This window comes from Methanobacterium sp. BAmetb5, assembly GCF_003491305.1.
Classification (GTDB): Archaea; Methanobacteriota; Methanobacteria; order Methanobacteriales; family Methanobacteriaceae; genus Methanobacterium.
Map to the genome: position 1 here is coordinate 1,405,001 of NZ_CP022706.1, position 12,409 is coordinate 1,417,409.

At 42.2% G+C, this 12,409-nt stretch carries 14 protein-coding genes (1 of these 14 only partly in view); 5 read left to right on the forward strand and 9 right to left on the reverse strand.

The annotated features are described in order from the left end of the window. From leuS to CIT02_RS06860, 3 genes are all read right to left on the reverse strand, one after another. Positions 1-1,604: the 5' portion of a leucine--tRNA ligase gene (leuS, locus tag CIT02_RS06850; protein ID WP_292610918.1), read on the reverse strand. It extends 1,252 nt beyond the left edge of the window; 1,604 of the gene's 2,856 nt are visible here — the first part of the coding sequence; its start codon is at positions 1,602-1,604; its stop codon lies off the left edge, out of view. Between the two features lie 109 nt (positions 1,605-1,713). Then, a complete protein-coding gene (gene cutA / locus CIT02_RS06855; RefSeq protein WP_292610920.1) occupies positions 1,714-2,022 on the reverse strand; it encodes a divalent-cation tolerance protein CutA in 309 nt (102 codons plus the stop codon). 65 nt (positions 2,023-2,087) lie between these two features. Next, positions 2,088-2,897, reverse strand: a complete 810-nt coding sequence (locus CIT02_RS06860; RefSeq protein ID WP_292610922.1) for an NAD+ synthase — start codon at positions 2,895-2,897, stop codon at positions 2,088-2,090. 321 nt (positions 2,898-3,218) lie between these two features. Here CIT02_RS06860 and CIT02_RS06865 point away from each other — a divergent pair, with 321 nt between their 5' ends. Beyond that, a complete protein-coding gene (locus CIT02_RS06865; protein ID WP_292610924.1) occupies positions 3,219-4,184 on the forward strand; it encodes a TRC40/GET3/ArsA family transport-energizing ATPase in 966 nt (321 codons plus the stop codon). 261 nt (positions 4,185-4,445) lie between these two features. Here CIT02_RS06865 and CIT02_RS06870 read toward each other — a convergent pair whose 3' ends face one another. Both CIT02_RS06870 and CIT02_RS06875 read right to left on the reverse strand, forming a co-directional pair. Beyond that, positions 4,446-4,985: a TetR/AcrR family transcriptional regulator gene (locus tag CIT02_RS06870; RefSeq protein ID WP_292614929.1), complete on the reverse strand. Its 540-nt coding sequence runs from the start codon at positions 4,983-4,985 to the stop codon at positions 4,446-4,448. A 334-nt stretch (positions 4,986-5,319) separates the two neighbouring features. After that, positions 5,320-5,910 carry a zinc dependent phospholipase C family protein gene (locus tag CIT02_RS06875; RefSeq protein WP_292610926.1) on the reverse strand — a complete coding sequence of 197 codons (591 nt, stop codon included), beginning with the start codon at positions 5,908-5,910 and terminating at the stop codon, positions 5,320-5,322. A 184-nt stretch (positions 5,911-6,094) separates the two neighbouring features. Here CIT02_RS06875 and CIT02_RS06880 point away from each other — a divergent pair, with 184 nt between their 5' ends. The 3 genes from CIT02_RS06880 to CIT02_RS06890 all read left to right on the forward strand — a co-directional run bounded on the left by CIT02_RS06880 (position 6,095) and on the right by CIT02_RS06890 (position 7,577). Continuing rightward, positions 6,095-6,799, forward strand: coding sequence for a hypothetical protein (locus tag CIT02_RS06880; protein ID WP_292610928.1), 705 nt, complete (start codon positions 6,095-6,097; stop codon positions 6,797-6,799). A gap of 145 nt (positions 6,800-6,944) precedes the next feature. Continuing rightward, entirely contained in the window at positions 6,945-7,127 is a 183-nt protein-coding gene (locus tag CIT02_RS06885) for a hypothetical protein (RefSeq protein WP_292610930.1), read from the forward strand. Positions 7,128-7,211: 84 nt separating this feature from the next. Then, a complete protein-coding gene (locus tag CIT02_RS06890) occupies positions 7,212-7,577 on the forward strand; it encodes a cupin domain-containing protein (RefSeq protein WP_292610932.1) in 366 nt (121 codons plus the stop codon). A gap of 31 nt (positions 7,578-7,608) precedes the next feature. Here CIT02_RS06890 and cbiE read toward each other — a convergent pair whose 3' ends face one another. Further along, on the reverse strand, positions 7,609-8,232 hold the full coding sequence (cbiE, locus tag CIT02_RS06895) for a precorrin-6y C5,15-methyltransferase (decarboxylating) subunit CbiE (RefSeq protein ID WP_292610933.1): 624 nt from the start codon (positions 8,230-8,232) through the stop codon (positions 7,609-7,611). Between the two features lie 185 nt (positions 8,233-8,417). Here cbiE and CIT02_RS06900 point away from each other — a divergent pair, with 185 nt between their 5' ends. Next, positions 8,418-9,605: a redox-regulated ATPase YchF gene (locus CIT02_RS06900; RefSeq protein WP_292610935.1), complete on the forward strand. Its 1,188-nt coding sequence runs from the start codon at positions 8,418-8,420 to the stop codon at positions 9,603-9,605. A 56-nt stretch (positions 9,606-9,661) separates the two neighbouring features. On the opposite strand, the gene CIT02_RS06905 is transcribed toward CIT02_RS06900, so the two are convergent. From CIT02_RS06905 to CIT02_RS06915, 3 genes are all read right to left on the reverse strand, one after another. Then, complete coding sequence (locus CIT02_RS06905) at positions 9,662-9,838, reverse strand: hypothetical protein (RefSeq protein ID WP_292610937.1); 177 nt, start codon at positions 9,836-9,838, stop codon at positions 9,662-9,664. Positions 9,839-9,996: 158 nt separating this feature from the next. Further along, a complete protein-coding gene (locus CIT02_RS06910; RefSeq protein ID WP_292610940.1) occupies positions 9,997-11,808 on the reverse strand; it encodes a DUF2207 domain-containing protein in 1,812 nt (603 codons plus the stop codon). A gap of 20 nt (positions 11,809-11,828) precedes the next feature. Beyond that, complete coding sequence (locus CIT02_RS06915) at positions 11,829-12,392, reverse strand: LemA family protein (protein WP_292610941.1); 564 nt, start codon at positions 12,390-12,392, stop codon at positions 11,829-11,831. Positions 12,393-12,409 lie beyond the last annotated feature (17 nt).

The following is a 12,409-nucleotide window of genomic DNA, read 5'->3' on the forward strand; positions in this document are numbered from 1 at the left end:
TCCGGGTCTATGTTCTTAAGATGAGTGGCTATGGCATAGTAACTCATGTAAATGGTGGAGTCACTGAGTGGTTCTATCAACCACTGCGGGTCCCAGGGCAGGGGTGTTCCCAGTCCTATCCTACGGGCGCAGGCCCAGTCATGGAGCCAGTTGAGGTAATATTCGAAGTTAGGTCTTATCTCCGCAGGGATGGTTTTCATGTGGGAAAGGGTGTCCTGTGCAGTCTGGGTCCATTCTTCATCGGAATACTTAAGGAACCACTGGTTGTCCAGGATTTTAACCACACATTCTGTACCGCAACGGCAAATCACCGGTTTTTCTGCGAATTCATGCATTATGTCCCCTTTACCTTCTTCCAGTAAGGTTTCTTTAATGGCGTCCCTGGCTTCCGGTACCCTTAAACCAGAAAATCCAGTTACGTGTTCATCCATAACTCCCTTGGCGTGCTCCAGCTTGTACATCTCATTGGTGGCTTCCTTGAGTTTAGGGTCCTGCTGGTTTTTAACCCCTATTTGCTCAATCATCTCCACAGCCGGGTGCTGGCCAAATCCCTTAAGGGTTATGAGTCCAATTGGTTGTATATTTTCCACTTCTTCCTTTATTCCATATTTTTCCAGGGTTTCAGAATCATTTTTAAGGTCGGTTAAGGCAATGTAATCTGCTGGTGCGTGTGCCGGCACCGAATAAACCACACCCGTAGCATAGGCTGGATCAACGAAGGAAGCCGGTAATATAATGTGTTTTTCACCAGTTACCGGGTTTTCGACGTGTTGCCCTATCAAACCTGGAGCATCCACTTCCCCTACCATCTCTAAACCAGTTTTCTGATTTAAAAGATTATCATAGGCCTTTTTACTTACGATCCATTCCTCACCATTATTTTTAATCTTAACATACTCTTCATCCGGGTTCAACCATAGATTGGTGGCTCCGAAGAGAGTTTCTGGACGGAAAGTGGCCGCTACCAAATATGTTTCCCCCATTTTAAACTTGATGAGGGTTAATTCGTTGATGGCTACTCCTTCTCCTTCCAATAAGTCGTGGTCTCCCACGGGATTTTCATCATCAGGACAGTATTTTACAGGGTGGGCTCCCCTTCGTACCAGCCCCTTTTGGTTGAGTTTGGCGAACTGCCAGGTTATGAATTTCTGGTAGTGGGGATCGATAGTGGTGAATTCACGCCTCCAGTCTATGGAATAACCCATATGGGTCATGACATCATGGTACTCTTCACTGAAGTATTTAACTATGTAATGAGGATCTGTGAATTTGTTAAGCTCTTCTTCAGGTACTTTATGGACGTTTTGATATATATCCAGAGTCCAGGGATCCCTTCTCTTGATACGCTTGGCTATACCTATAACTGGAGCTCCAGTTACATGCCAGGCCATGGGAAATAGTACGTTGTACCCCTGCATCCTCTTAAAACGTGCGTAAACATCAGGAACTGTGTATGTACGGCCATGGCCCACATGCATTGCTCCACTAGGGTAGGGGTAAGCTACAGTCAGGAAAATTTTTTCCCGGTTATCAGGGTTGGATTGGAATAATTTTGATTTCTGCCATTTTTTCTGCCATTTATCCTCGATTTTTATGTCTGTCACTAAATCACCGCCATGAATAAATTTTAATCTGGTAAAAGTAAATTTATGATGGTTAACACTAATTTTTATTCAATAAATTACGTAAATCCTACAAGTAAGCTCGTTACTTCTACAGGGAGTTATCTAACCAGTCCAGATAGTCCGGTGACCCTTTCTTGATCTGGATCTCCAGGGCGCATGGTGTCTGGTAGCTGTGGATTTCTCTAACCTTATCTATAACTTTATCCACCAACTCGGATCGGGTCTTCACCAGAAGGATAGATTCAACATCCTCCTCCAGTTTTCCCTCCCACCAGTAAATAGATTCCATATTAGATATTATATTAGCACAGGCCACTAGTTTCTCTTCTAACAGGACTCTGGCTATTTTTTTAGATTCTTCTCCTCCAGAAGTAGTGATATAAACCATAGAATACATTTTTACATCCCTAGCATTTATCCCCTTGATTTAAATCTTATATTCCCATTGGTAAAACAAGAATATTATCGGATTATTTTAGGTATGGGAGGCATTTTTGATTTGTGTTCAGCAGCACGCATCATGACCTTTACCCTAACCACTTCGTCCAGTTTTATCTGAAGTTCTCGAGCTACTTCTTCCTCCCCCATGCCATGTTCAGTCATCAGGTACAGAATCTGGTCTAGAAGCCCATATTTAATCCCTAATTCTTCTTCATCAGTCTGCCCGGGCCATAATCCCGCAGTAGGGGCCTTGCATAGGATACTGTCGCTGAGGCCCAAGTATTCAGCCACTTTCTGAACATCAGTTTTGTACAGGTCGCCGATGGGGAGAATGTCCACCCCACCATCACCGTACTTGGTGAAATAACCCACTAAAAGTTCGGTACGATTACCAGTACCAACAACCAGCCGGTTCAGGGCATTGGCATGATAATAAAGAATTAACATCCTCATTCGTGCCTTAAGATTTGCCCCAGCAAGTTGGTATTGCTCTGTGTCCGGAGAAGAGCGGCAAATATTTTCCACAGGCTCCATAAGGGGATCTATGGGGATTACCCTGTGTTTTATGCCAATTTCCTCGGCCAGAGTCACGGCATCATCCACATCTTCCTGATTGGTGGTCTGACTGGGCAGGATCAATCCCAGTATTTTATCGGCATGCACCACTTGTGCACATAGTTTAACTGTGGCCGATGAATCTAACCCACCACTAAGACCTACAACCAGCCCTTGTGCCTTAGATTCTATCAAAGAACTTTCTATGAAACCCGATATCTCCCGGGATACTTTCTCCACATCCAAAACTGGTAAGATCTCCTTATTTTTGTCCATGTCATACACCGCATAATTTATTTATTGATAAACCTTATTAACAAGTTAATACCACATCAACGGCAACCAACCCAATTAAAATCATGTTTAAGCATTAAACAGAGATTCTGTCCCTTTTCTGACCTTTAACTGGTTTTTAAATTATTCTGTTATTTTATATGGGTCTTTCTTACATATGGATTTTACACAATTTTTATATAACCCCATGGTTTAAGTAAGATAATCTCATAGAAACATTTAACTTGGAAAGATGGAGATTTAAATATTTAAGTTTATTTTAGGCTTTTTACGATCCTAGAATAAATAATGGAGGCAAGTATAATGGCAATTAAAGACCTTTTCCATTTTAATAAAGGAAAAACAACATTCGTATTTATCGGAGGGAAAGGAGGAGTGGGTAAAACTACCGTATCAGCCTCAACCGCCCTATGGTTGGCTGATCAAGGTAAAAAAACCCTGGTAATCTCAACAGATCCCGCACACTCCCTTTCTGACTCTTTAGAAAGACACTTGGAACATGACCCCACCCCCATCGGTGAAAATCTGTGGGCTGCAGAAATTGATCCCGAAGTAGCCATGCAGGACTATCAGGTTAAAATGAAGGAACAACAGGCCCTCAACCCGGGTATGGATATGGGAATGATGCAGGACCAGATGGAAATGGCCACCATGTCCCCCGGAATTGACGAAGCAGCGGCTTTTGACAAGTTCCTGCAGTACATGACCACCGATGAGTATGATGTGGTGGTTTTTGACACCGCGCCAACCGGTCACACCTTGAGACTCCTGTCCTTCCCGGAAATGATGGATAGCTGGGTAGGGAAGATGATCAAGGTCAGGAGACAGATCGGAAGCATGGCCAAGGCCTTCAAGAACATCATGCCCTTCATGGGAGATGAAGAAGAAGAGGACAAAGCCCTGGAAGATATGGAAGCAACTAAAAAACAGATACGCGCTGCCAGGGAAGTTATGGCCGATCCGGAACGAACATCATTTAAGATGGTGGTTATTCCAGAGGAAATGTCCATCTACGAATCTGAAAGAGCTATGGAAGCACTGGAAAAGAATAACATGAACACTGACGCCGTTATCGTCAACCAGATCCAGCCAGAAGAAGCAGACTGTGATTTCTGCCGTGCACGACGTCAGATTCAGCAAAAAAGGATGGAAAGTATCCGTCAGAAATTTGGTAATCAGGTGGTGGCGGAGATACCCCTGTTCCGTGAGGAAATCAAGGGTACGGATAAACTGCGCGAAGTAGGGAATATTTTATACGGGGAGTCTTAAAAGCTTCCTGAATCCTTTATTTTTAAAAACATACTCTTTTTCCCCAATTAAATTCAATATTTCATAAATTTTATTTCTACAATAAACTTGCAATTGAAATCACTTAAAACTTATTTTAAGTAGTAAATATGTCAAAAAAGAGTTGGATACTTTATTAAAAAGGGGATACTTATTAATATGGGATGTTCCTATTAAAAAGGGACTGTAAAAATGGATATTCTTATTTAAAAGTAATTTAGGACTCTAGAGTTATATTCGCCTCTAGAGTGAAAAAATTTTAAAAGCATTCTGAATGAACCCGGACAAAGCCCGTTCATAGTTAAACCAGCCCTGTTCATAATGTTTGGTCTGGGTGATCATGAAGGTGTAGGAATATATGGAGAGCCCGAATGCCCGGTAGCTAATATCCCTTCCCGGGAGGTGTTTTTCCATACATTTACTCAGGTATTCCACAAATACTTCCCGCATGGGGTCATCTTTTTGGGTACTGGATAACAGTATGAATTCATAGTTTTTTTCGGCAATCCCTGCCATATCTGTAATTAAAGTGGTTAAAAAGACCTCTTCATCTTCGGATTTATTGGCTTCCAGGGCTTTAGTCATGTCGGCTTTAACTTTTTCAATATTATGGGTTAAAACACTGTTAAAAAGATTTTCTTTTGTTTTAAACTTTCTAAATAACGTTAATTCACTGAAACCTGCTTTTTGTGCTATAAGTCTAGTTGTGGCACCTTTATAACCTTTTTCAGCAAATATTTCCAGAGCGGCATCTAAAAATTTCTGTTCTGTTTTACTAACCATGTTCACATGCAACCATCAAATTCATCTAAATCTTCCAGGGCATTTTCATCTCGACAGAGGTGTTTTATTAGTTGAAGAGTATGTTATTCCTACACACCCATCTTTTAGATGATAAACTTCCCTTAAAATGATTTTAACTAATAATTATAAGGATTTCTGGACTTTTAACTAACCCTGTCCAGTTTTTAAATGTTCTTTTAGGTAACTATTAACTTATACCTTAAAAATAATTTCCCAAAAATCAATTTTAACCATGTTTATATATGGCCGGAATCAAAGTTATTAGTCTTATAAATTAATTGGGAAATTTTTTAAAGAGTTTAATTAGGCCTAATCATGAAACAGCATTATTCACTGCCAGATAAGATAAATCAGCTGCTTTATTCAGACATTGCTGTATATCTTCATTATCACCAGTTTTTAACCAGTCTTCCCATGAATTCCCACTCATCTGACTGCACACTGCCAATTCACCATTCATATCACCGGTTTTCTCCGAGAGGTGGGGTGTTAAAAATATGGCCTGTAACTCCAATTTAGTGTGCTGGTAACCAGAGTGTCCCTCTCCTGAATGGGGCGGGCACACACTATCCGAAATATAATGGGTTGCCACACCAAAACAGTAGCTGGCCTGATTGTAATCCCCATTTAAATAAGATTCCCGGCCTTTTCCAAGCCAATAATTTATTTTTTCCTGACTATCCGGGTAATGATGATATTGATAGTCCATGAACTTATAATCAGGGTCATCCGCCCCGTCAAGCATTTTATCCAGGTCTAAATTCCCCTGTGCATCTGCAGGAAGGGTGTTATAAACTTCTTCAACTATGGCATAATGGTTGGGTGCTCCCCAAGCAGACACTGGTTGGAGTACTGCTAAAAATGTTAAAGAAGTAAGAATTAACATTATCAGGTTTTTATTCATAGTTCCTCGGACACCTATGGTTATGGTGATAGATTAAACTCCCCGGAAAATGGGGTTAAAGTGATGTGTAGTAAGTACCCATATTTAAATATGTGTGTGGATCTGGTTACTTAATATAGTACCCTATCCTCTATTAAATGTAACAAAACAAATTAATCACATCACCGTCACCGGTGGAACTAAAATGCATGGAAAATCTTGTCCAGTACATAAAAATCATATTCCCGCCTGGAAAAGATATATCAGGGGATTTTTACGCATAATTGTCCTTATCAATGCACTGTACCAGGTTCTTTTTGGTGAGGTTTTTTTCGGGTTTCTAGCACTGGTAGCCCTTACCATCCTGTTAATTCCCAGATTTTTTACTAAAAACCGGGTTTGTGTCGTTCCTGTTGATATTGAGATACTGTTTCTAATTGTAATATTTTTTGAGCTGATTGTGGCGGATGCATACAATTTCTACAGCTTAGTACCTTACTATGATAAGTTCATGCACTTGTTAGTCTCCTTCATTGTGGGTATTGTGGGCATGATGATTATTTACACATTCTACGCCCTGGGAAAGCTCCAGGCCAGCACCGGAGTGATGTTTTCCTTAATTGTTTTAATAACCATGGGGCTGGGGGCGGGTCTGGAAATGGCTGAATACTTCTACGATCAAATTCTTTATCCCTTAATCGGCCCATATCTACCCACAGGACTTACTCAGGGGTCCATGATTGCTTCACCACTGGCAGATACCATGGAAGACCTGTACGTAGACACCCTGGGGGGTATACTAGGAGCAGCAATGGGAATTATCCTGATAAAAAGAGAAGAAAGGAAAGGCAAAGAATTGGAAGTTATAGATGAATTGGAAGCCCTTGCCTCGGAAGAAAGTGAACCATAGAAAGGTATAGGGTTTATTCACAAGAATTTACCCGAAAAAAGAATAACCATGAAGGGAGTAGATTAGTGGAAAAATAATGGGAGAAAATTGTGGAAATGCAGAATAACTTAGTGGAAGATTACGGGATGAACCCGAGTTTGATAAAATGAATTACAAAGAAATTCGAAACTTTTTAGTGGCTCTAGTGGTGTTCCTGGTTATCGTACTGATATTCCGATTGATAGCCGATCTTATGGGTGAAACTTCACCCACAGGACCCATTAAAATTTTTTCCTGGATTGCTGGTTCACTGGTTGCCCTGGAGGTATGGGAAATTATATCCAGATAGAACCTGAATTACTGTTAAGTGATATAGAATAATTGGTATCCTAAAATGGAATCTAACTAAAAATAGTATGTTATGGTGATGTAAATGTTAATAAAATCCCTTAATAAATGTAATTACACCCAGGCAATGGATGAAACCGTACTGTGTGAACTTCTGCATCCTAAAAATGAAAATATTGAAATGGGTTGCAGTATTGCCCACGCCATCATAGAACCAGGCAAAGCCTCCTTACCCCACAAACTGAATAAATCGGTGGAAATTTATTATATGCTAGAAGGGGAAGGTGAAATGCACATCGATAGTGAATCCACCATAGTTAAACCTGGTGACGCTATTTACATTCCTCCGGGATCATCCCAGTGGATTGAGAACCCTGGTGATGCTCCTTTGAAGTTTTTGTGCGTGGTAACTCCCCCCTGGCAGGAAAATGACGAAGAACTGTGTGATTAACTGGAAAACTCTTGTGAACGAGTGGAAAAACCTAGTAAACCACCATCACGCAGAGGTAACTAAACTCCATATTTGCTATTTCTCTTAGATTCCCGGTAAATATTCTTTCATCAGGATAACTGAGACGTTCACATACTGAAACCTTCCTTTCAGGATTTATTCCCTCATCAATTAAAAACTGTGCCAGTTTCTCCACCCTAAAATCAGGTAAAACCATGGTTGGCTTCCCATTATCCACATAATCCAGTATTACATGAGAGTTTCCCTTACCGTGAAGGGTGAGCAGGTTGATCTCATCCCATGGTAACTGGAGCCGGGCCGCTGCCAGTTGCAGCGAACTGATACCGGGAATTACCTCTAGATCCAGTTCTTCCCGTAGTTTCAGTATGGGTTTTAGAACTCCCGAAAATCCCGGGTCTCCGGTGGATAGGATGGCCACGTTTCTACCTTCATGTACCCGGGAAATTGATTTTTTCATCATTTCATCCATATTCTGTGCCCGGAGTACCAGTGTTTCCCCTGCAAATCCCGGGAACAAATCCAGGGCCCTTCGACTCCCCACCAGCACATCAACAGAGTGTGCGCATTCTATGGCTGCCTTGGTTAAGTAATCACTGGATCCTGGCCCTATTCCCACCAAATAAAGTTTTGACATGTGAATTGCTCCTTAACATTAAATATAAACCGTTAATATAATGTACAATTTATGTTTAATCCTGATTATAAATAGAATTTGATATTCAGTATGAGTTTTTGATGCCCAAGTAATGTGATGTACCCTTAAGTCCTCCCCATAAATCTTTAAACTGGTGAGGTAAAAGAGAATTAGTAGTGATTATTATGCTCCAGATTGCAGTTACCGGAAAGCCCAACGTGGGTAAATCATCTTTTTTCAACGCAGCCACTTTATCAGAGGCCGAAGTAGCCAGTTACCCATTTACCACCATCGATGTTAACAAAGCAGTGACCCACGTGGTTAAACCATGTCCCTGCCAGGAACTGGAGGTGGAATGTAACCCACGAAACTCCCAGTGCCGGGAAGGCCAGCGACTAATACCCGTGGAGTTGTTAGATGTGGCCGGACTTGTACCCGGAGCCCACGAAGGCCGGGGATTAGGTAACAAATTCCTGGATGACCTGCGCCAGGCCAGAGTGTTCATCCATGTCATTGATGCCTCGGGATCCACTGATGAAGAGGGCCGGCCCTGTGAGGCAGGTAGCCATGACCCCCTGGAGGATGTGGATTTCCTGCAGCACGAAATAACCATGTGGCTCTTTGGAATACTCCATAAAAACTGGAACCGCCTGGTGAGAAAGGCCCTGTCAGAGAAACTGGACATTGCCAAAGTAATAGCTGAACAGCTCAGTGGTGCCGGTATCATGGTGGAAGATGTGCTGGAAGCTAAAAGGACAATTACCAAGGAGTATAAAGACTGGGAAGATGAAGATATGATCCTTCTCCTGGACAATCTCCTTAAAATCGCCAAACCCATGATGATCGTGGCCAACAAGGCCGATCTTCCCCATGCCCAGGAGAACATCCAGAGACTTAAAGAAAAATATGATAACGTGGTCCCGGCATCGGCCGAGGCAGAACTGGCCCTGAGTAGAGCTGCAGAAGCAGGGTTAATAAAATACACCTCGGGAGAAGATGACTTTGAAATCTTGCAGGCAGATAAGTTGAGTCCGCAGCAGTTAAAGGCCCTGGAGTACATTCGGGAAAACGTTCTCCAGAAATACGGGGGAACCGGAGTCCAGGAAGCCCTTAACCAGGCCATTTTCAACCTTCTGGATATGATCGTGGTTTACCCGGTGGAAGATGAACACAAACTCTCTGATCAGAAGGGAAATGTACTACCGGATGCACTGCTCATACCTCGTGGTTCTAAACCAAGGGATATGGCATTCCTAATTCACACCGATATTGGTGAGGGTTTCATGCACGCCATTGACGCCCGGAGCTGCCGTAGGGTGTCCAGTGACCATGAACTCCAGGATGGAGATATAATCAGTATAATTACACGCTAGGTGGGATATTAGTAAAGTTTTGTATCCCCCCAGACTTGAATTCGGTTATAAGTTTACTACCACCCTTCTATTTTTTTTACTTCTTCCAGTAATTCAATACACTCTGTTATTTCATTAGTAGGTTCTAACCCTTCCAATATGGCAATAACTTGGTTAATTCTGGCTATACTTCCAATATTCATCATTTCTTCTTTCTCTAATTCAATATTTTCAAAACCCTTGAGTTTTACCATGGTGTCCCCTCTTTTTAAATTATATAACCTGAAATTCATTTTTATTCCATATAATTCTCCAGAAACTCCAATCACCTATTAAGCATGTATTAAACTGGAAATTATGCATCAGACTACTAAACTCCGTATTGAAAAAGAATAGGTGGAGGATGAAGGTCCTAAAAAGCCCCTCCTCCACCTCCAATATCTCCTCCACCAATGTCACCCACTCCTCCGAAGTCTCCACCAGAACCGGCTGTGGCCGTGGTGAGACCAGTATCTAGGGATGAGGAGAGGAGAACGTATCCCCCGTAGTAATGGAACAGGTAGATGTCACTGCCTTCCAGCTGGTCACTGGGGAGGTACAGTTCCATGGCCTTTTTGACGGCCTCTGCCGCTCCCAGGGCTGTAGCGTATACCAAGTACTTGTTCCAGATGGCCACGGATTCCGGAGGGTATTCCTTTATCAGGCTGAAATCCTGGATATACTTCTTGAAATTGTGCCATTTTGCATCGTATTCTTCGCCGTAGGTGGTCCACTGCCCCCCTACCTTCTGGGGCAGGAGCAGGGAAATGATGGAAACCAGCCCCAGTACTATGGATGCTACTAAAGCATAGCTAGCCGCAGGTAGAGGGTCAGTTATGGTGAAAAAGAACACAATAGCCGCCACCACAAGCCCCACTATTCCGAAGATCTTCAGGTAGTTGTCGCCCTTCTTATTGAATATCTTACTCAACTGGTCGTCATTGAGGTATTCATCTTTTATACCTGCTCTCCAGTCCATATAAGTTTCTCGGAAGGATTTAGCAGTTTCTCGGTTCGATAAATCTGCAGATATCTGATCTAGAGATATAAGGCCTTCGTCCGCAAATTCTTCCAGGAAATTCAAAACATCCTGTTCAAATCCTTTGAGTGTGGATTTATCCTTTCCCGGGTTGACCTTCAGGAACAGGGAATCATCGAATCCATATCCTTCCTGGGATGAGGGTTCTTTTTCTATTAAAAGATATTTCCGGTCAATGAGGTCCATTATGGTGGCTTTAAATCCATCCATATCCGGTTCTCCTATTTTTTTGGAGAACCCCGGACCGCATATGGCATTAACCAGAGCCGGAGGATCATCTGTAGGGATATCTCGCTCGTATTCTGCCTGATAATCTATTTTCGGTTCTCTCCCATAACGGAAATAAATAATCACCGGTATGAAAATACCCAGTAGCATTAAAATGGCCAGAATAGAGTATAGAGTGCCTTTAAAGTTTAGCTGATTCTGGTAGTTATTTTGTATCTGTTCTATCTGGTTCAGAGCGTCCTGGTTTATGATGGTACCGTTGGTGGGATTGGACGAGAACTGATCTTTAGGTAGGGCCATCCTCACTTCGAAATAATCTCCAGAAGGAACCGTCTTACTGGTTACTTCCAGGGTGTTGCCCTGCCAACTGGAATTTTTGGCATAGTAAGGTGGATTTAGCCAGTATTTCACACCATCACTGGAGGGGGCATGAATTCTAGCGTTAAGCTGACCTATATCTACGTCCCAATTTTCTCCCACCAGTTTATACTGTAATTCAACTATATCATTGTAAAAACGGAGTACATGGGATAAATCATATTCCAGAGTGACATCCACGTCTTTACTGGTAATGGGAGTAGTTTTTGCCGCGTCAGAGTAGAGATATATTTTGATCCGTTTGGTGGTGCCCTGATCAATAATTTCCGGACTGGAATAAGCACCATTCGTGGAAACTTTCAAATTTTGCAGAATTTGTCCATTTTTTAAAGGTATATCCCGGTACACTCCATTGTAGGTTCCCGAAAAGGAGTAATGGATGGTTTCCTTAACATGGATGGAACCATCGTTCTGCAGGAAGAGGTCCATGTCCAGGGAAGGTATGGAGTAACTCCGGTCTTCGGCAAAGGCCAATCCTGAAAAAGAAATTAAAATAAGGGATATTAGGACTGTCCGGATAATGAAGTTCTTTTTATCCAATGGTAATTCCCCCCAAGAGTTTAGAATTCCACTTTAGGGACTTCCCTTTTGGTCTCTTCGATTTCGAAGAACTCTTCTTCCTGGAAGTTGAAGAGAGAGGCAATGATGTTACTGGGCACCATCTGGCATTTGTTGTTGTACATCAGGACGGTGTCGTTGTAAAACTGCCGGGAATAGGCGATCTTGTTTTCAGTTTCCTCCAGCTGACCCTGGAGCTCCCGGAAGTTTTCACTGGCCTTTAGATCAGGATAATTCTCAGCCACAGCAAAGAGGCTTTTCAGAGTTTCAGTTAATACATTATTGGCCTCTGCTGTTTCCTGGACTGTTTTAGCATTCATCAATCCCGCTCGGGCTGCAGTTACGTTTTCGAATACAGTTTTCTCGTATTTAGCATATCCTTTGACTGTTTCCACCAGGTTGGGTATGAGGTCTGCCCTCCGGTTCAGCTGGACATCGATCTGGGACCAGGCATTTTTAACCCGGTTTCTAAGTTTAACCAGACTGTTGTAAAGGTATACAAACACTACGACTATTAAAATTAGGATAACTAGGATAATTAGTTCGATTATCATTTCCATCACCATGTAAATTCAGTTATTCT